Origin of the sequence: Methanobacterium petrolearium, from assembly GCF_017873625.1 — an archaeon.
GTDB lineage: Archaea > Methanobacteriota > Methanobacteria > Methanobacteriales > Methanobacteriaceae > Methanobacterium > Methanobacterium petrolearium.
The window spans coordinates 81,421-100,209 of record NZ_JAGGKL010000001.1 but is presented as its reverse complement, the minus strand read 5'-3'; the positions used below and the strand labels follow the sequence as shown (position 1 = coordinate 100,209).

At 41.9% G+C, this 18,789-nt stretch carries 17 protein-coding genes and 1 pseudogene; 8 read left to right on the top strand and 10 right to left on the bottom strand.

The features are described 5' to 3' along the window. Positions 1–108: 108 nt before the first annotated feature. Genes J2743_RS00475 through J2743_RS00450 form a run of 6 tightly spaced genes read left to right on the top strand, consistent with a single transcriptional unit; the run spans position 109 to position 4,214 of the window. Positions 109–540, top strand: a complete 432-nt coding sequence (locus J2743_RS00475) for a hypothetical protein (RefSeq protein WP_209624305.1) — start codon at positions 109–111, stop codon at positions 538–540. A 29-nt stretch (positions 541–569) separates the two neighbouring features. After that, positions 570–980 (top strand): hypothetical protein, encoded by a 411-nt coding sequence (locus tag J2743_RS00470; RefSeq protein WP_209624303.1) that lies wholly within the window; start codon positions 570–572, stop codon positions 978–980. A gap of 27 nt (positions 981–1,007) precedes the next feature. Continuing rightward, positions 1,008–1,211 carry a helix-turn-helix transcriptional regulator gene (locus tag J2743_RS00465; protein WP_209624301.1) on the top strand — a complete coding sequence of 68 codons (204 nt, stop codon included), beginning with the start codon at positions 1,008–1,010 and terminating at the stop codon, positions 1,209–1,211. A 50-nt stretch (positions 1,212–1,261) separates the two neighbouring features. Further along, entirely contained in the window at positions 1,262–2,350 is a 1,089-nt protein-coding gene (locus J2743_RS00460) for an ABC transporter permease (RefSeq protein ID WP_245247884.1), read from the top strand. Beyond that, positions 2,343–2,996, top strand: coding sequence for an ABC transporter ATP-binding protein (locus J2743_RS00455; RefSeq protein ID WP_209624299.1), 654 nt, complete (start codon positions 2,343–2,345; stop codon positions 2,994–2,996). The genes J2743_RS00460 and J2743_RS00455 overlap by 8 nt, the downstream gene beginning before the upstream one ends. Before the next feature lie 36 nt (positions 2,997–3,032). After that, a complete protein-coding gene (locus J2743_RS00450; RefSeq protein ID WP_245247882.1) occupies positions 3,033–4,214 on the top strand; it encodes an ABC transporter permease in 1,182 nt (393 codons plus the stop codon). A 30-nt stretch (positions 4,215–4,244) separates the two neighbouring features. Here J2743_RS00450 and J2743_RS00445 read toward each other — a convergent pair whose 3' ends face one another. From J2743_RS00445 to J2743_RS00430, 4 genes and pseudogenes are all read right to left on the bottom strand, one after another. Continuing rightward, on the bottom strand, positions 4,245–4,808 hold the full coding sequence (locus J2743_RS00445; RefSeq protein ID WP_209624297.1) for a diacylglycerol/polyprenol kinase family protein: 564 nt from the start codon (positions 4,806–4,808) through the stop codon (positions 4,245–4,247). A 4-nt stretch (positions 4,809–4,812) separates the two neighbouring features. Beyond that, positions 4,813–6,990: pseudogene (gene purL, locus J2743_RS00440) on the bottom strand (phosphoribosylformylglycinamidine synthase subunit PurL); the annotation flags it as partial. 19 nt (positions 6,991–7,009) lie between these two features. After that, on the bottom strand, positions 7,010–10,159 hold the full coding sequence (gene ileS / locus J2743_RS00435) for an isoleucine--tRNA ligase (RefSeq protein ID WP_209624292.1): 3,150 nt from the start codon (positions 10,157–10,159) through the stop codon (positions 7,010–7,012). 215 nt (positions 10,160–10,374) lie between these two features. Then, the gene (locus J2743_RS00430; protein WP_209624290.1) at positions 10,375–11,580 is read right to left on the bottom strand and encodes a methionine adenosyltransferase; all 1,206 of its coding nucleotides are present in this window, start codon (positions 11,578–11,580) and stop codon (positions 10,375–10,377) included. Positions 11,581–11,638: 58 nt separating this feature from the next. Between J2743_RS00430 and J2743_RS00425 the strand changes: the two genes are divergently transcribed. Both J2743_RS00425 and J2743_RS00420 read left to right on the top strand, forming a co-directional pair. Next, positions 11,639–12,010, top strand: coding sequence for a DUF192 domain-containing protein (locus J2743_RS00425; RefSeq protein ID WP_209624288.1), 372 nt, complete (start codon positions 11,639–11,641; stop codon positions 12,008–12,010). Between the two features lie 69 nt (positions 12,011–12,079). After that, entirely contained in the window at positions 12,080–12,367 is a 288-nt protein-coding gene (locus J2743_RS00420) for a DUF5750 family protein (RefSeq protein WP_209624286.1), read from the top strand. 77 nt (positions 12,368–12,444) lie between these two features. On the opposite strand, the gene J2743_RS00415 is transcribed toward J2743_RS00420, so the two are convergent. The 6 genes from J2743_RS00415 to J2743_RS00390 all read right to left on the bottom strand — a co-directional run bounded on the left by J2743_RS00415 (position 12,445) and on the right by J2743_RS00390 (position 18,551). Then, positions 12,445–12,879, bottom strand: coding sequence for a nuclear transport factor 2 family protein (locus J2743_RS00415; protein ID WP_209624284.1), 435 nt, complete (start codon positions 12,877–12,879; stop codon positions 12,445–12,447). Between the two features lie 28 nt (positions 12,880–12,907). Next, positions 12,908–13,300: a HEAT repeat domain-containing protein gene (locus J2743_RS00410; protein ID WP_209624282.1), complete on the bottom strand. Its 393-nt coding sequence runs from the start codon at positions 13,298–13,300 to the stop codon at positions 12,908–12,910. A 198-nt stretch (positions 13,301–13,498) separates the two neighbouring features. Then, positions 13,499–14,197, bottom strand: coding sequence for a dihydromethanopterin reductase (acceptor) (locus J2743_RS00405; protein WP_209624280.1), 699 nt, complete (start codon positions 14,195–14,197; stop codon positions 13,499–13,501). Positions 14,198–14,209: 12 nt separating this feature from the next. Further along, entirely contained in the window at positions 14,210–15,478 is a 1,269-nt protein-coding gene (gene glyA / locus J2743_RS00400) for a serine hydroxymethyltransferase (RefSeq protein ID WP_209624278.1), read from the bottom strand. 207 nt (positions 15,479–15,685) lie between these two features. Beyond that, entirely contained in the window at positions 15,686–16,387 is a 702-nt protein-coding gene (locus tag J2743_RS00395; RefSeq protein WP_209624276.1) for a DUF169 domain-containing protein, read from the bottom strand. Between the two features lie 187 nt (positions 16,388–16,574). Next, a complete protein-coding gene (locus J2743_RS00390; protein WP_209624274.1) occupies positions 16,575–18,551 on the bottom strand; it encodes a CoB--CoM heterodisulfide reductase iron-sulfur subunit A family protein in 1,977 nt (658 codons plus the stop codon). Positions 18,552–18,789: the final 238 nt, after the last annotated feature.

The following is an 18,789-nucleotide window of genomic DNA, read 5'->3' as shown; positions in this document are numbered from 1 at the left end:
GTTAACAAGTAATTTTTTCTTGAATTTTTTACTAAGCTGGAAAAATTTAAATACTATGTAATATATTTTTTACATTAAATGTAATATATTTCTTACAGGGGTGGATTTATGATAATTGCAAAACCAGAATGGTTTGGAAGAAGAAAATATACAGGGTGGGGAGTTAGCATAAAAACATGGCAAGGTGCAGTTTACCTTGCAGGAATGCTTTTACTATTAGTTATACTGCAATTAATTCCTAATTTATCTACAGAGAATAGATTAATCATTAGCGGCATATGGGTGGCTTTTTTAATAATAGACATGGTAGATGTGATGTGGAAACTGAAAAAAGATGAAAGAGAACGTATCCATGAAGCCATAGCCGAAAGAAATGCTGCGTGGGCTATGATGTTCGTCCTGGTAATTGGGTTATTTGTTGAACTAACCTACAATGCACTGCAACAAAAACTTTATGCAAATCCATTTATCATCCTTGCATTGGCTGCAGGGATTATATCTAAATCAGTAACCAATTATAAATTGGAACGGGAGAATTAAACAAGAATATAAGAATGGAAAGTGTTAAAATGGTAATAGCAAAACCAGAATGGTTCAAAAAGAAAAAAGGTTTTTTCAGTTTTGAAATGACATGGCAGGGAACTGTTTATTTAATAGCTACGGCTTCTTTGATTTTTATAGGAGTGATGTTACCTCAAAATATCATAATTTCCATAACCATCACAGGATTGTTTTTATTCTTATTTTTTGACATGCAGTATGCCTCTTTGCTAGCAATGGATGAACGAGGAAAATCACACTATTCCATTGCCATGAGAAATACTGCTTGGGGAGTGATAATAACCATGATCATAGTTTCCATAATTTTATCCAGTTTTAATGAAATTGAAAATAATTGGGGAGCACTGATCATGGTCACGGCATTTGTTGGAGCCATAATAAATTTTAGCACACGATACAAACTGGAGAAGGAGAGTTGATAGAATAAATGATTATCTGTTGAAACCATGAAAACAAAAATTAAAAAGTACAGAAAAGAGCTTAAAATGACTCAGGAAGAGTTGGCAGAAGCTGTAGATGTCACCAGGCAGACAATCATAGCTTTGGAACAGGGAAGGTATAATCCTTCCCTTGTATTAGCTTACAGAATAAAAAACGCTTTGAAGAGAGAATATATTGAAGAAGTATTTGAATTAGAAGTTTTCCTATAATATAAATTTGTATCTATTATGAACTCTTATAAAATAACGCAGGAGATAAAATGAGTATTTACAGACTTTCATTTAAAAATCTTAAGCGGAGAAAGCTCAGAAGTGCCCTGACCATGCTGGGCATAATAATTGGAGTGGGCACCCTGGTACTACTCATAGGTGCCGGTACTGGAATGCAATCCTACATTAAGGAACAAACCGAAACCATGATGGGAGATGTTTCAATATACAACAGTTCCGGAGGAGGATACATGGGTAGTGGAGATTCTTATCTGGATCAGGAAACTGTCTCTAAAATTAAAAACATGTCCCAACTTTACGATTTTAAAGAAGAAGTTCAGTTCACCACTGATATGGATAAAACACCCATATATGTGGTGGGGATGTCTGACTGGGACCAGGTGAAAATAAACGGTACCCATGGTGTAGTTATTAACCAATTCTTAGTTGACACCTTTGGTTACAAAATTGGCAGCAACATCACCATTAAAGACCAGGACTTCACAGTAACTGGTATAACCCAACAGAGCACTGGTATGGGTATGGGCATAGTATATCTGGACATAGACAAAGCTCTACCATTAAACGATAACAAAGTGTCCAGCATCACAGCCAGTGCCAGGGGAGACCCTGAAACCGCGAAAAATGACGTGGAAAACCAGATTCCAGATACCATGGCCATGACTCAATCTGACTTCACCCAACAGATCGATGACCTGATGAATGGTATAATGCTATTCATCGGAGCCATTGCCAGCATAGGCCTCATCGTGGGAGTCATAAGTATTGTGAACATAATGCTGGTGAATGTAACCGAGAGAACCCGGGAAATAGGTGTTTTAAAGGCCATAGGATTCACCAACCGGGAAGTACTGGGCAGCATACTCATGGAAGCCGGACTGTTAGGTTTTATTGGTGCACTTATTGGATTAATACTGGCAGCCATACTACTACAACTAGGAATAATTCTATTCGGCCCACAACTGGGAATGGAAGACATGTCCCTAACCTACATGCTTCCGGCCTGGTTAATATTGGCTGTAGTGGGTGGTGCCACAGTTTTAAGTGTTTTAGCTGGTTTATACCCTGCCTGGAGGGCATCCAGGCTCAATGTAGTGGAGGCGTTGCGCTATGACTGATATACTTAACATTAAAGAAGTATGGAAAACTTACAAAATGGGTGCTGAGAAGATCAACGCTCTGCAGGGAGTCAATTTCAAGGTAGAAAAAGGTGGTTTTCTAGCAGTCATGGGACCATCAGGTTCAGGCAAGTCTACTCTACTTCATCTGGCAGGTATACTGGATTTACCAACCGAAGGAGATGTATTCATTGGGGGTGAAAATGTAAGTAACCTATCCGGGAAGAAACAGGCTCATCTGAGAAGAACCCAGATCGGATTTGTTTTCCAGCGTTTTAACCTTTTAAGCCAGTTAACTGCATTGGAAAATGTGATGTTACCTATGATGAAACCGGATAAGGAAAAAGCCCGGGAAATACTGGATCGTGTTGGACTGAAAGGGAAATACAACCGGTTACCCACCCAGTTATCTGGTGGAGAAGAACAGAGAGTGGCTATAGCCCGTTCCTTGGCCAATGATCCCCTGTTAATACTGGCAGATGAACCCACTGGTGAACTGGACACCACCAACAGTAAGATGATCATGGAACTGTTGGGCGACCTTAACCAGGAGGGCATGACCATCATCATCGTCACCCACGACCCTATGGCAGCAGAATACGCCCAAAAAACCGTCCAAATGAGAGATGGGAAGATATACGAATAAAAAAATAGAAATGACCAAATAAAAAAAAATGGGGTTTTGAAAACTCGCAAAAAAATTAATACCATGAAGATCTCCACCACAATATTGAAAATAATGGCATTATCCATGAAAGAGGCCAGGGACATCCTACAAAACAAGATTTACATATTGGTTGTATTTGTCCAGATCTTCATAATAATGGGTGCCGTGGGATTGGTAGCAGTGGCTGCAGTGGCCAGTGACCCGGCCCTCATGGACCAGGTTGGGATAACATCCGCCCTGAATGTAGGTTTACCAGAGGATCTGAAAGGATCCACACTGGCACAGTACTTCGAGGATGAAAAACTGACCCTGAACTATTACAAAACTACAGAAGAAGCACAAAAGTTATTAGGGAATAAATTGGTGGCAGTTGTTGATGTTTCTCCATCAGGAGAAGTTGTGGCCCAAATGGACTATTCCAACGCTTTCTATCCAGTGGCATCTACCAAGATCAACAATGCCGTTGAAAAGTTCAACATAGAAAAAAGACTGAAAAACGCAGGTTTAAACCAAAGCCAGGTAAATATCATTCAAAACCCCGTGAACCTCCAAATAATCAAAATTAACCAGGACAACGAAGCCAAGATATTATTAGACAGTTCATACTTCGTGGAATTAATTTACGGTTTCATAATCCCATTCATCCTCCTTCTACCATTCTTCCTGGCCAGTAACATTGTAACCGACAGTGTGGTGGGTGAAAAAGAGAGGAAAACCTTTGAAGTCTTATTAATGACTCCCATGTCCAGTTACATGATTATAATTGGCAAAACATTACCCATATTATTGTTTTCCCTCATACAAAGCCTGCTGTGGATGGGATTTTTAGATATTTTACGGGTGCCCATATACAACCCGGTCCTTCTGTTTTTAGTGTTATTCTTCATTGGATTGGGATTCATAGGGGTGGGCATATTCATATCCATGCTGGTGGACAGCACCAAAGAAGCCAACTCTGCCATAACCCTGGTACTGGTATTTGCCACTTTCATTCTCTTCATACCACTATTCATCAAATCAGACATCTTTCAGGGAGTTTTCAACTTCATACCCACAGTTTTAATGGTAAAACTAGCATCATCACCCACAATTAAACCAGAAATCATGCTTTATTTACTACCTACCCTGGTAGTCTCTTTTTTAATATTCATAGGAACAGTCAGATCCTTCAAACATGAAAGAGCCATCAGATTATAAAAACGGTATATTTTTTTTCACGAAAAAGATTCATATAATGCTATAAACTACTAGACTAATCAGCAGAGCAGACACCAGAGGTATAGGCACGTTATCATCAACAGGACTATAAGCCTCAGTCACCATTCCAGCCAACGCACCTACAAAGGCAGGAATAATATGTATTTGGGTGAGGGAAACCAGGAATCCAACTATCAAGAAGGCCAGACTTCCCTCCAGGGTTTTATGGGGCTGGAAAGGTAATTTAGTTTTACCGAACCTTTTACCGATTATGGTGGATGCTGAGTCTCCAAAGAGCAGGATAAGGATGGCAGCATTGGCAATTGCTATATTGAACTGGAAAAAATAAAGAGTGAGAATAATACCAATAAAAAAGTAGATAAATCCTTTTTCATCATTTTGGCGTTTGGTAACCCTAAAAATAGCAGAAAAAAGGGGCACATGGTAGTGGTGATCCAGGCGGAACACTACCTCCACAAAGACCAGGATGGCTACGCACAGCAGTATCAGAATTTGTGGGGTTAGGAAGTAGCTTAAAATAACGATGAAGACACCTGATGCGTGTATCAGTTGTCTCCAAAGTTCTTTTTCCATATAATCAGGCCATGAATTTTTCTATAACCCCATGATAAGCCTGGTCAAGCTCTGACACATTAACTTCGATCTCATCTTCAGGGCCTGTTATTTTAACAGAATCCCCACCAACTATACCTATAACTGCGCAGGGAACGTTCATCTCTTTCAAAGTATTTAAAATGTCATCCGAGGCTTCTTTGGTAACAGTGACTAGGTAGCGGGCGTGTGATTCAGAAAACAATATTTCAGGAGTAGAAAGGCCTTCAACTCCAGGAACAAGGGAAAGATCCACACCGGCACCAAGATCTCCTTTAATGGCCATCTCTGCCAGGGCAACACCCAGTCCTCCTGCGGATAGATCATGAACTGCCGTAACCTGTCCCTCATCATCATTTTGAACCAGTTCCAGAACTGCCTGGGCAGAAGCGAATTCCTTTTCTACGTCAACATGGGGTGGTTCTCCCTGCACCACTCCGTGGATGGTTTTATAATATTCGGATCCATCCATTTCTGGCAGGGTGGTTCCAATGAGGATGATTTTATCACCGTTGTTTTTGAAGTCCATGGTACGTATATCCTCCAGTCCCATGATTCCAGCCACACTCACCACTGGTGACGGATTTACAGTCACTCCCTCGGTTTCATTGTAGAAACTCACATTTCCACTGGTAACTGGTAACTGGAACCTGTTGGCCAGATCTGACATTCCCTGCACGCACTCTTTAAACTGCCAGAATACCTCTGGTTTTTCTGGGTTTCCGAAGTTAAGACAATCCACCATACATAATGGCTCTGATCCCATGGCCACCACGTTACGTATGGCCTCCGCCACTGCACCAGCACCTCCTTGATATGGATCCAGGTAGCAGTGTATGCTGTTACAGTCACTGGTGAGGGTGAAGGCTTTCTTATCATCCACTCGCAACACAGCAGCATCATCTCCAGGTTTAACCACGGTACGGATCTGGACTTCATGATCGTACTGCCGGTAAACCCATTTTTTACTGGCGATATTCTGGCTGGAAAGTAATTCCAAAAGGGCTTCAGGGACTGGTCCATCCTCTATTTCAAGGTATTTCTCATTTTTCTCCGGTTTTTTTGCTTCACGTTTCACAATAGGTGGATCGGCCAGTAATTCGGTGGGTATATTGGCTATTACTTCTCCTTCTTGGGTGACCACCATATTCTGGTTGTTGGTGACCTGACCAATCACTGCATAGGGCAACTCATACTTATCAAATATTTCAAGTAAGCCATCCACATCTTGACGGTGAACCACAAACACCATTCTTTCCTGTGACTCAGATAACATAATTTCGTAGGGAGTCATTCCTTCCTCCCTTAAGGGTACTTTGGTCAACTCCATCAGGGCACCGTTACCACTTTTATCAGCCATTTCTGAAATACAGCAGGTGAGGCCTCCACCACCCAGATCCTTCAATCCCTGTACGTTAACCTTCTCCAGGGCCTCCATGGTGGCTTCCATAACCTGTTTTTTCGTGAAGGGATCACCCACTTGAACTGCAGGTCGACTTTCCAGTTCCGAGGCAGAGGTTAATTCTTCTGAGGCGAAGGTAACTCCGTGTATACCATCCCTTCCAGTACGACCACCCATCAAAACAAAGACATCTCCCACATTGGGGGCGATACCACGCACAATCTCATCTTTACGCACAATACCAGCACACACCACATTTACCAGGGGGTTGAATTTGAAGTTATCCTCAAATTCCACTTCACCACCCACAGTAGGTATTCCCACCCGGTTACCATAATCTGAGATTCCTTTAACCACGTATTCAAATATGTAACGTGAACGCTGATCCTCCATGGGTCCAAAACGCAGCGAATCAAGAAGAGCTACTGGAAAAGCCCCCATGGATATGATGTCTCTGATTATTCCACCAATACCGGTACCTGCCCCTCCATAGGGTTCCACAGCAGAGGGGTGATTGTGGCTTTCCATACCCATAACCAGGGCCAGATCATCAGTGAGTTCCACAATACCAGCATCATCTCCGGGTCCCATTATAACTTTTTCTCCCTCGGTGGGGAATAATTTAAGAATAGGGCGGCTGCTCTTATAAGAACAGTGTTCAGAGAACATTATGTCCAGCATACCTTCTTCCAGGGGGTTAGGATCCCGTCCCAATTCTTGTTTGATGTATTCTGTTTCATCATTGGTTAAAGTCATCTTATTTGCCCTCCTATAATTGGAGTTACTTGTTTAAAGATATGGATAATTCAAACTCTTCAATATTCCATTTTTTATTGTAATCTCCCTCATCAGCTCCGAATTCAAGGGTGGAGGCCCTAACTTCGTGGGAGATTAAGTCAAGGTGGGGTTCCACCAGTTCTCTGAACTCCAAACTGCAGTCCACATAAACCTTAATATTGGCCTCTACATCCAGATCCAGGTCTTTTCGCATGTCCTGTATCCTCCTTATAAGTTCACGGGACATTGCCTCAGATAGTATCTCAGGGGTGAGTTGGGTGTCCACAAAAACACTTCCCTTGGAGAATTCTGCACTAACCACGTTATCCGGAAGTTCGGTTTCAAACACCACATCACCATCTTCCAGGGTAATGGTCTTATCCTCCAGTTCCACCAGGTACTCACCATCTGATTCAAGGGCAGCAACTATCTCGGCACCATCAGCTTTTTTCAATTGGTTAGCCACCAGTGGAACATCTCCCCGTAGTTTAGGGCCCAGGGTCTTCATGTTGGGCTGGGCCAGGACTTTAAGATCCTGAAATTCTTCTGATGTGCGTACAGTTTTGGTGTTGGCCTGTTCAGTGAGGACCTTGGATAGGGCCTGGGTGGCATCCACCACTTCTTTATCCTCAGTAACAATAACTATCTCCCTGACTGGCCAGCGGAGTTTGTAACGGGCAACATCCCGGGCATGGGCGCATGCGTCTATTATCTCCCGTACAATGTCCATGTTCTTCTCCAGGTCTCCATCAATGGGTTCTGTGTCCAGAGGCCAGTCCAGCATGTGCACACTTTCAGGTGCATCATCTTCCACACCACGAACCAGGTTTTGGTATATTTCCTCAGTGATATGGGGAGAGATAGGTGCCAGGATGGTTATCATATTCTTCAACACATGGTATAGTGTGTAGTAGGCTCCCAGTTTGTCAGGGTCGTCTTTTTCCACCCAGGTCCGTCCTCTGATGAGGCGCACGTACCAGCGACTCAAATCTTCCAGTATGAAATGGTTTAAACTGCGGGTGGCCTTATGCAGGTGCAGGGAATCCAGAGCATCTGTAACCTCTAAAGCCACAGATTGCACACGGGAGGTGATCCAGCTATCTTCATCCCTGAATTTGAGATCATCTGGAGAATACATGGTAGGGTTGAAGTCATCCAGGGCCATGTAAGTGGTGCTGAATACATAAACGTTCCAGAGGATGTTGAACATTTTGTTAACAGTTCCTACTTCTTCCCAGTTGAATTTCAGATCATCCCATGGTTTGTTACCCCATAGGAGGTAGAAACGTAGAACATCTGCACCGTACTTTTCTATGACCTCATCAGGTTCCACCACATTACCCAGGGATTTGCTCATCTTCTTACCCTCTTCATCTAGGGTGAAACCATGCATTAAAACTTTTTGGTAGGGGACGCTGTCCAGTGCTATGACTCCGCAGCCCATCTGGGAGTAAAACCATCCTCGGGTCTGGTCGTGTCCTTCGGTGATGAATTGGTAGGGATACCATTCCTTGAACATCTCTTTTTCCTGTGGATAATGTAGGGCTGCCCATCCTGCTACTCCGGAGTCGATCCACACATCCAGTACATCGGGTGTTCGTTGCATTTTCCCACCACAGGAGCAGCCCAGTTTGATCTCATCCACGTGTGGTCGGTGGATGAAATCACCTTCTAATTCTCCTTCCACGATTTTTTCCTTTAGTTCACTGATGGATCCCACAACTTCCATTTTTCCACAGTCTTCACAGAGCCAGATTGGTATGGGTATGCCCCAGTAACGTTGCCTGGAAATGGTCCAATCCCGGGCATTCTCGATCCAGTTCCTGAATCTGCTTTCACCAGCCCAGGATGGTACCCATTCCACCTTATCCAGTTCACTGAGCATCTTATCCTTAACTTCAGTAATTTTCAAAAACCATTGTTTGGTGGCCAGGTATATGATGGGAGTTTTACATCTCCAGCAGAACCCGTAACGGTGGGCAATGATCCCTTCCTTGAATAAAAGATGATGGGTGTCCAGATCAGCAATTATAAATGGATCAGCATCTTTAACGAATTGGCCCTCATATTTACCAGCTTCATCTGTGAATAGTCCTGCTTCATCCACCGGGCAGAATATGGGTAAACCATGTTCTTTGCCTATTTCAAAGTCATCTGGACCATGTCCTGGTGCAGTGTGCACACAACCAGTTCCTTCAGTGAGGGTGACATGGTCGCCAGTGAATATGCAGTGTTGGAAATCCTTATGGAATGGTACTTCTTCAGGTAGGGGGTGTTTATATTCAGTTCCTTCCAGATCACTTCCCTTAACCACTTTAATGATTTCATAATTTGTTTCGGGGAATGTTGCCTCCACCAAAGCTTCTGCCATGAGGTAAACCTCCGGCATGCCAGTTTCATCATTTTCAACCTTCACGTAAGCGTAATCATAATCAGGATGTACACATACTGCCATGTTGGCAGGCAGAGTCCAGGGGGTGGTGGTCCACACCAGAACGAATTCATTTTCCTTTCCTTTCAGGGGAAACTTAACGTAGATGGATGGATCTTCCTTGTTCTCATAATCGATTTCAGCCAGGGCCAGGGCTGTTTCACAACGAGGGCACCAGCTGATGACTCGCTGGTCGTTTACCAGGAGTTTCTTTTGATGTGCTTTTTTCAGAGTCCACCAGCAACTTTCCATGTACTTGGTATCAAAGGTTACGTAGGGGTTATCCCAGTCCATCCACACTCCTAACATTTCAAATTGTTTGGTCATAATGGCCTGGTTTTCCACAGCGAACTCTTTACACTTGTTCACAAAATTTTCGATACCAATTCTGGTTTCAATTTCCTTCTTACTCTTTAAACCCAGGATTCCTTCCACCTTATGTTCAATGGGTAATCCATGGGTATCCCATCCTGCCTGTCTGCGGACGTTGAATCCTGACATTGACTTGAATCGCAGAAATGAGTCTTTTATAGTTTTGTTCCAGGCTGTTCCCAGGTGTATGCGGCCACTGCAGTATGGTGGTCCGTCAAGAAATGAGAATTTAGGCTGGTCCTTCCTCAAATCTTTGGTGTGCTGGTATATCTGGTTTTCATCCCAGAATTTCTGTATTTTTTCTTCCATAACCCGTGACTGGTATGATCGTGGGGCTTCCTTTATTGCCATCTCCATTCTCCTCTGGTAATCTGATTATTAACTTGATGATCTACTCATAACAAACTTTGTTTGCAGCCTTTTATATCCTTTTATATCATTGGTATAACCCAGGGAAGGATAACTCTTGGTGATAAAACTCATAAAAAAAGATTAGAAAAGGCCAATAGAATAACAAAATAACAATTAAAAAATATTTAAGAAAAACAAAACGAAAATAAGGGGGTTTAGAAGGTTCTAAGCTTACCCTGTATTAACATTTCAGTTATTTTGTTGATGTCAGCCAACCAGGTGTCCATAACTCCCTGAACTTCGCTTCTTACTTTTTCCATCTCGTAACCTTTATCCAAAATGAGCTGGGCACTTGCAGCTTTTGGCTGATCAATTGGTGCTCCAATCTGACTTAAAATCATTAGATGTGCCTGGTTAACTCCTTCAACTTCTTTTACAATATCGTTAGCAATTTGGGTTGATAGGAGGTTGTAAATTTTGCCCACATGGTTGATGGGATTTTTACCTGAGGTTGCTTCCATGGACATGGGTCGGTTAGGGGTTATAAGCCCGTTTGCTCGGTTTCCACGTCCAACAGACCCGTCATCTCCCATTTCTGCCGAAGTACCCGTTACTGTGAGGTAGTAACCTTCTTCGGTATTGCAGGTGGGATCATCAGCAGTGTTGATGAAAGCTTCAACATCTCGGGAAGTGTGTTCCAGGGCTAATTTGGTAACGATTTCTTTTAATGCTTCTTTTGTTTCCATGTAAATTTCGCAACCATCCACATATTTGGATATCATGGCCACAGCCACAGTCAAGGTGATTTTATCATGGTCTCTGAGTCCCATGACCTTTATGTCTTCACCCACTTGTGGATATTTCTTTTTAAATGATTTGGAGTTTAAAAGTTCTTCAATGGCCATTACTGTCCTTTCAGTTTCAGAAAATGGTGCGAAACCAACTCCGAAGGATGTATCATTGGATTTTGGCATTCCTTCTCTTCCGAAAACATCCACCAGGTCTCCGGAACCATGCCCGATTTTGCACTCCACCACGGTGCAAGTCTCTATGTCCAGATTGATAAGAGCTTCTTTAAGGTATTCTTTGGCTGCACTAATGGCTATTCTATCAATACCGATCTTTTTGCCTTCATATTCTGGGACTCCTCTTCCGGTTAGGAGGATATCCATTGGTTTGATGATTTCTCCTCCTCCGAATACAGGGTTAGATTCTCCAGCTGTTATCTGTACTTCATCAGTGTTATGGTGAAGTACTCCTCCAAAATTATCAAGGTAAGCATTGCATAGCCCACGACTGACTGATTCTGCTATTCCATCACTGATACTGTCAGGGTGCCCTATACCTTTCCTTTCCACAATTTCTATCTCTTGCTCCTCAATGGGCTTCTGGATAAGCTTTTTCACAATTATATTTCTCATATAAAATCCCTCAAAGTTATAAAAAACCTATTATAATGAGTAGGTTAAAACTATCTGTATGAGTTATGTGTTTATAGTAAATAAAACTAAGGGAAGCAACCTGGGAAATGCCGATGTGGCCGATAGTTTTTTCTCCCGTTTCAAGGGATTGATGCTGGTAAAAAACCTTGAAAGGGGACTTATTTTAAAATTACCTTCTGATAGAAGCCAAAGAGCTTCAGGAATACACATGTTCTTCATGCGCATACCCTTAGATGTTATTTTTGCTGATTCAGACAAAAAAATAGTGGACACGGTCACTCTGGACCCTTGGACTATTTACACACCAGTGGCACCAGCCAGATACGTAATTGAACTGGAAAAAGGCAAATTAGCAGAATCCCAGACGGATATTGGGGATGAACTGGATTTTACCTGTGAAACTGCATAGAAAAATAGTAAGGATGTAGAATAATTGGATGGTTTGACATGGTCATTGAATAGGCAGGGGGAATAAAATTTGCGATTGCAGGTTAAAATAACTGATTATGGATTTTCAGATAGTTTAAAACGTTATTATGTGACTTACCACGTAACTGGCCTTACAGATGAAGATTTTGCTAAACTCACTCATGTTTTAGAGGACCCAATTATGGTTCGGGGGAATGAAATTTATTTGAATGTTTATTTTGAAGAGGAGTACTATCCCTTTGGGGCTGATGATTCCAAAAACCGGTTGGGAGATTATCAAGCCAGAGAAGAGATAGAAATGACTGCATACCTCCTTGACTTACTGGAAAATGATTAAATCGGAAAATTTAACCATTAAAACTTTTCAGGGCTAATTTATTAAAGTCCGGTTTAAAATCTAATTCTCCAATTTTTTCATACTTCGGGCCAGGCTTCGCCCTTTTCTTGCTCAGCAGCAGGTAAAGAATAATGTAGATGTGCAAAAAGCCATTTATCATTTCTTTTCTCAAGGACAGCACTTAAACGACCAGGTAAGAAGATTTCCTGGCCATTCACCATGGCATCCATATTCATGTGGCCGGAAAGCCATGATACATTCCCGGCAGCAGAAATGGTCATATCTCTGAATTTCACGTTAATACTGTCGGCTTGCTCCATGTCTCTACTGAATCCAGATTTAAGCTCAGTTTTGCCAGTAATCCATTCATCATAACCAGTTCCAATAATTACCAGGTCATCATCATCTATGAAAAGTTTTAAAATTCCTTGAAGATTTTTGTCTCTGTATGCCTGGGCGTAGTTATCTAAAACTTCCATTACATCATTTTTTACTTTATCTTCAGCTTCCATACTAATCCCCCTCTAGTATAAATCTTATTCAGTTACGGGTTTCAATTTCTTTAAGTGCTACTTCTGCAACCTTGCGCACCACTGAGTTGTCATCTTCAGTAGCCTTCTTCAGCACACCAACTGCCCGCTGGTCACCTACAATGGAAAGACTTAAAGCAGCACCGTACCTCACATTGGGTTTTTCATCATCCATAAGTTTGATCAAAGGTTCCACAGTTCTTTCATCTTCAAAAAGTCCCAAAGAAAGCGCAGCAGCCTCTCTAACATGCCAATCCTCATCATTTAAGATTTCGATTAAAGGTTCAACTGCATCGGGATCCCCAACCTCAGCTAAAAGTTCAGCAGCATCCTCACGAACCTTCCAATCATCACTATTCAGTTCTTCCAACAGAAAATCTATTCTTTTATGGTTTTCGGCCATTTTTTAACCCCACTAACCTGTTTTTAAAATAACACACAAAAACTAATTATATTGTTATGTTCTTTGTTCCTAATTTATTTTTCAAATTTTTTCAATATAATATTGATGATAAATAGGTTCAAAAAAAATGAAGTTAAGTTAAGTTAAATTAAAATTAGAATTGAAGAATTAAAATAAAGTAAACAGTTATTTAATATTTTATAATTTATTTAAAATTTGGGAAGGATGCTTTAAGACTTCTATTCCTTCAAGTTGTTGGAGTTTTTGGCTGTTTTCTATGTCGATCTCTCTCATGTGGATGGTGATTATGCTTCCTCCACTGACAGCTCCGTAGGGGCATGCAACCTGACAAGCAGCACAACCCTGGCATTTAAGGAGGTTGATCTCCACACCAGGGGTTATGGCATCGGGGGGACAGGCAGCAGCAGCCTCACAAGTATCACAGTTTTGACACAGATCCAGCTCCAGTTTGGATGGGAGAACTGTTTCCAGGTCTCCGGATTCAAGATCCACTGGGACCAACAGAATCCTGACCTGTCCTTTGCCTGCCTGAGCCACAGCATTGGTCACCAGGCTGTCAGCGATACCGTGCACCAGCTTGGCAATGGTGTTGGAGGTTGTGGGAGAAACAATTAATAAATCATATCTTCCCAGGGAGAAACGGCCAGATATAGGATAACTCCACATTTGATCCTTTTCCAGAACTAATTCCTGGTAATATCCGCCAGTGGCTGATTTAACCCGGTCAAAAAGGCCATACATCTTTAGAACTTCTTCACCTGCACCAGAAAGTAGCACAGTAACCTGGTTTTCATTTTTTGCTGCAATTTCTTCCAGAACTTCCACACTCTCCAGGAGCATGTGCCCTGCTCCTGTAAAAGCCCAAGCAATTTTCATATTATCATTTAATTAAAATTCAATGTATTCATAAGCCTTATCATTGCTGAAAGCGTAATGTACTGTGTCATAAGAACTTATGAATTCAGATACTTCGGATTTCACAGTTTTACCATCAATAATTACCTGTTTAATGAATTCAGCAACTTCACTCATGTGGGATTCTTTTAAACCTCTGCGGGTTAATTCTTGAGTTCCCACCCTTATGCCAGAGGGGTCATCGGAGCGGTTAACATCATCCCATGGTAATAGGTTCTTATTGAGGATTATATTGTTTGTTTCAAGGTCTTTGGACATTGTTGAAGCTTTTCCAATATCGGAAACATCCATGACCACTTGATGGGATTGGGTAAAGCCCTGATCTTCACATAGAACATTGAAACCCAGTTCATGGAAACTTTGTGCCAGGGCTTTGGCATTTTTGATGGTACTTTTAGCGTAATCTGCACCGAATTCCAGCATTTCAGCGGTGGCTATTCCCAGAGCAGCCATGTGGTGCAGGTGATGGTTGCTCACCACACCAGGGAAAACAGCATCATCAATTTCGCCCTTTAAATCGTCTTTACAGAGGATTATACCTCCCTGTGGTCCTGGGAATGTTTTATGGGTGCTTCCAGCTATCAGGTCAGCGCCTTCCTGCAGAGGGTCCTGAAACTGACCTCCGGCAATAAGCCCCAGAACATGCGCCCCATCGTACATGACTTTCGCTCCCACTTCATCAGCTGCTTCCTTGGCCTCTTCCACTGGATGGGGGAATAAGAATAAACTACCGCCCAAGAGGACTATTTTCGGTTTTTTCTCTAAAATGTCCTTTTTCATGGCATCTGAGTCGATGTTCATCTTATCTGTATCGAAAGGATGAGGGGATACTTTAAGGCCTCTGACTCCTGCTGCACTAACATTGGCATGGCTGATATGGCCACCTACAGGAACTTCCAGAGCCATAATATTATCGCCGGGTTGGGTTAAAGCAAAAAAAGATGCAAGATTGGCTACTACTCCTGAAGTGGGCTGTACATTAGCGTGTTCTGCTTTGAATATCTTTTTGGAGAGGTCCACGGTGATGTTTTCAATTTCATCGATGTACTGACATCCTTCATACAACCGGTGACCTGCGATTCCTTCAGCGTAACGGTGAGAAAGGTCAGTGGCGAGTGCTTCCCTTACACTACTGCTGGTGATGTTCTCACTTGCAATAAGGTTGATACTATTTTTCATCCATTCATGATGTTTTTTAGTGATATCCTTTATTTCTTGAGCGTATTTTTCATTATCGGACATTATTTTCCTCCAGACTATGGTGCAATATGTGAAAAGGTAACTGGTTTGATATAGGGAAATATAAAATTGAATATATAAATACTATTCCTATCCATCAGTCATTAATATTATAAGAGGATTACACTCCATCAATCAGTGAATATATAAAAAGATTTCAACCCTTAGTCATTAATATATGAAAAGAAGCATTAAGGGAAATTTTTAAGTTTAAGCTGTTTTAGATTGGTTACGCCTGAAGAAAGTTTTAGTTTTCATTTCCTCCAGGTTGCTGACGATCCTTTCCAGATCACTTGCGGGTATACTAACTAAGATTTCTTCATCTTTTAGGGTCATGTTGTTCCTGGAGCCAATATCTCCGAAACCATAGGTAATTTTCCCAGTGAGGTATGGTATGGCAGCCATGGAACTGCATATAGGGCCAGAATCAGCTCCTAACCCATGGGAACCAGAGTCATAGGCATTGGCATGGAGGATTTCCATCCCCTGTCTGGCATTGGTAACGAGAAATATCACATCTGGTTCAAATTCGGCTTTTATGAGTGGTGAAAATATCATGGCATTAAATATGTTTGGTTCGATGGCCATGTTTCCTTTCCAAGACCGTTGCACAGCTGGAATGCTTTTATACACTCCTCCTGGGACTAAAAATGCTCCACTACGCATGTTTTTCGGGAAGTCCTTTGGGTCTTTCATTCCAGTGTATCTGAGACCACCCATACATTCTTCTTCATCAGCGGTGGAATAAAAGATATCTCCCTTCATAGCATTGTCCAGTTTGGTGCAGAATCTGGATTTTCCCTCTTCTTTAGGAATATTTTTTGGTTCTCTGGAAACCCATTTCATAGCTACAGGTTCTCTTTCCAGTTTCAAAACATTTTTCAGTTTTTCTCCCAGTTTCGGATAATCCATAAATCAATCACCTTCTTCTGGCTTTTGAATGTAAAAAATTTTTTATCTTCTGTAAGATGATGTAGAGGAGGATGTAATTAATTTTTTCTGAATGTTAAATCCATTAAAATAGGAATAGAAACTCAAAATCAAATCAAATAATTGGTAAAAAAAAGGTTGGAAAAGGGTTTTTGAAACCCTTACAAACTTATTTGCTGTCGTTTAAAGCGGCTTCGATCTGGGCGAATATCTGGCCAGTTCTGAAGTGCTGCTGATCAAGAGCTCCAGATGGGCAGGCAGCTACACAAGTACCGCATCCTTTACATAATGCGACGTTAATGTGGGCTTTATCATCCTTCCTTTCAACAGCTCCGAATGGACATAGTTCTATGCACACTTCACATCCACCGCAGACATCGGTATCCACAGAAGCAATGATTGGTTCAATTTCTACTTCACCTTTGATCATGGGTATGGATGCTCGGGCTGCAGCACCAGAAGCTTGGGCTACACTGTCAGGAATGTCTTTAGGACCTTGTGATACTCCGGCTAGGTAGATACCGTCAGTGAGAGTGTCTACAGGTCGTAGTTTGGGGTGAGCTTCCAGCAGGAATCCGTCAGCGGATTTGGATAATCCCAGGGTTTGTCTGAGAACTTCAGATCCTTCTGGTGGTTCTAGACCCACAGAGAGCACTACCATATCATAGTCGTATTCGGTGATTCTTCCCAGTAAGCTGTCTTCTGCACGGATGGAAAGGGTTTCGTCTGGGTTTAACAGGATATTGGCTGGTCGTCCGCGGATGAATTTGATTCCATATTTTTCCTGTGAACGTTTGTAGAACTCTTCGAATCCTTTACCAAATGCCCTTATATCCATGTAATAGATGGCTACGTCAGTGTCAGGTGCTTTATCCTTGATTAGTTGTGCGTTTTTCATGGCGTACATACAGCACACACGGGAACAGTATGGTTTGTTGATCTGTTCGTCACGGCTACCCACACACTGGATGAAAGCCACACTTTTTGGTTTTTCACCGTCGGATGGTTTTAATACTTTACCCATGGTTGGTCCAGATGCGTTGATTAATCTTTCCAGTTCTAGACCTGTGATCACGTTTTGAGCGTCTTCATAAGCCCATTCTTTCTTCTCACTTGGGTCGTATGGGTCGAAACCGGTGGCCACTATGATGGTACCTACATCAATTTCAATGGTTTCAGGTTTCTGGTCATGGTCGATTGCTCCACGTTCACATACACTGTCACAGAGTTTACATTCAATACAGTAATCTTTGTCTATGGTTGCCACCAGTGGCACTGCTTGTGGGAATGGTATGAATGCTGCTTTGACCATACCCATGCCTTCATCAAAGTAGTTAGGCATTTCGATTGGGCATACTTCTGAACAGCTTCCACAACCGGTACAAAGGTCTTCTATAACGTATCGAGGTTTCTTTTCAATTACTACTTGGAAGTTACCAATGTAACCATGAACTTCTTTAACTTCAGCGAAGGAGATGAGTTCGATGTTTTCGTGTTTACCAACGTCCACAGTTTTTGGGGCTAGAATACACATGGAACAGTCAAGGGTAGGGAATGTTTTGTCCAGTTGTGCCATTCGTCCACCGATGGTTGGTTGTTTTTCTACCATGTAAGTTTTGAATCCCATATCGGCCAGGTCAAGGGCGGACTGGATACCAGCCACTCCTCCACCGATTACCAGGGCTTTATTGTCCACAGACACTTTTTCGGCTTCCAGAGGTTCGAGTAGTCTGGCTTTGGCAACTGCCATTCTTACCAGGTCTTTGGCTTTTTCGGTGGCAGCTTCTGGTTCGCTCATATGCACCCAAGAGTCGTGTTCTCGGATGTTAGCGAATTCGAAAAGGAAGGGGTTCAATCCAGCTTCTCTGATACACCTTCGGAAGGTGGGTTCGTGGAGTCGGGGTGAACATGCTGCTACCACTACTCGGTTAACTTTACCTTCTTTAATATCCTGTTGGATCATGTCCTGTCCAGGGTCAGAACAGAAATACTTGTATTCTTTGGATACCACTACATTAGGGAGTGTTGCTGCGTATTCTTCAACTGCTTCAACATCAACTACACCACCTATGTTGATACCACAGTGACATACGTAGACTCCTACTTTTGGTTCTTCACTTGCTTCTTGTTTATTTTCATCTGCCAATTAGATCACCTAATTTTTTTCTCATGTGATAGTTACTTAATCTTATGATGTAGGGTGTCATCAATTCTATAAATAAAGTTTTCTATAAAAAATTTTAAACAAGCTTTATATAGGGGAACATCAATTCCATTATGAATCGGTTATATAACTCTTAAAATTCTATAAAAAGTTTCATTAATCAATAATTCTACAATATATTATTGAATTCATTCTTATATTATTTTTTAATTACAAATCA

Excerpts from the sequence above, each read along its gene's own strand:
- J2743_RS00395 (WP_209624276.1), bottom strand. The coding sequence starts at position 16,387 with ATGGATTATCCGAAACTGGGAGAAAAACTGAAAAATGTTTTGAAACTG.
- J2743_RS00405 (WP_209624280.1), bottom strand. The coding sequence starts at position 14,197 with ATGAAAATTGCTTGGGCTTTTACAGGAGCAGGGCACATGCTCCTGGAG.
- glyA (WP_209624278.1), bottom strand. The coding sequence starts at position 15,478 with ATGTCCGATAATGAAAAATACGCTCAAGAAATAAAGGATATCACTAAA.
- J2743_RS00460 (WP_245247884.1), top strand. The coding sequence starts at position 1,262 with ATGAGTATTTACAGACTTTCATTTAAAAATCTTAAGCGGAGAAAGCTC.
- J2743_RS00455 (WP_209624299.1), top strand. The coding sequence starts at position 2,343 with ATGACTGATATACTTAACATTAAAGAAGTATGGAAAACTTACAAAATG.
- J2743_RS00475 (WP_209624305.1), top strand. The coding sequence starts at position 109 with ATGATAATTGCAAAACCAGAATGGTTTGGAAGAAGAAAATATACAGGG.
- J2743_RS00445 (WP_209624297.1), bottom strand. The coding sequence starts at position 4,808 with ATGGAAAAAGAACTTTGGAGACAACTGATACACGCATCAGGTGTCTTC.
- J2743_RS00470 (WP_209624303.1), top strand. The coding sequence starts at position 570 with ATGGTAATAGCAAAACCAGAATGGTTCAAAAAGAAAAAAGGTTTTTTC.
- ileS (WP_209624292.1), bottom strand. The coding sequence starts at position 10,159 with ATGGCAATAAAGGAAGCCCCACGATCATACCAGTCACGGGTTATGGAA.
- J2743_RS00410 (WP_209624282.1), bottom strand. The coding sequence starts at position 13,300 with ATGGCCGAAAACCATAAAAGAATAGATTTTCTGTTGGAAGAACTGAAT.
- J2743_RS00465 (WP_209624301.1), top strand. The coding sequence starts at position 1,008 with ATGAAAACAAAAATTAAAAAGTACAGAAAAGAGCTTAAAATGACTCAG.
- J2743_RS00415 (WP_209624284.1), bottom strand. The coding sequence starts at position 12,879 with ATGGAAGCTGAAGATAAAGTAAAAAATGATGTAATGGAAGTTTTAGAT.
- J2743_RS00430 (WP_209624290.1), bottom strand. The coding sequence starts at position 11,580 with ATGAGAAATATAATTGTGAAAAAGCTTATCCAGAAGCCCATTGAGGAG.
- J2743_RS00425 (WP_209624288.1), top strand. The coding sequence starts at position 11,639 with ATGAGTTATGTGTTTATAGTAAATAAAACTAAGGGAAGCAACCTGGGA.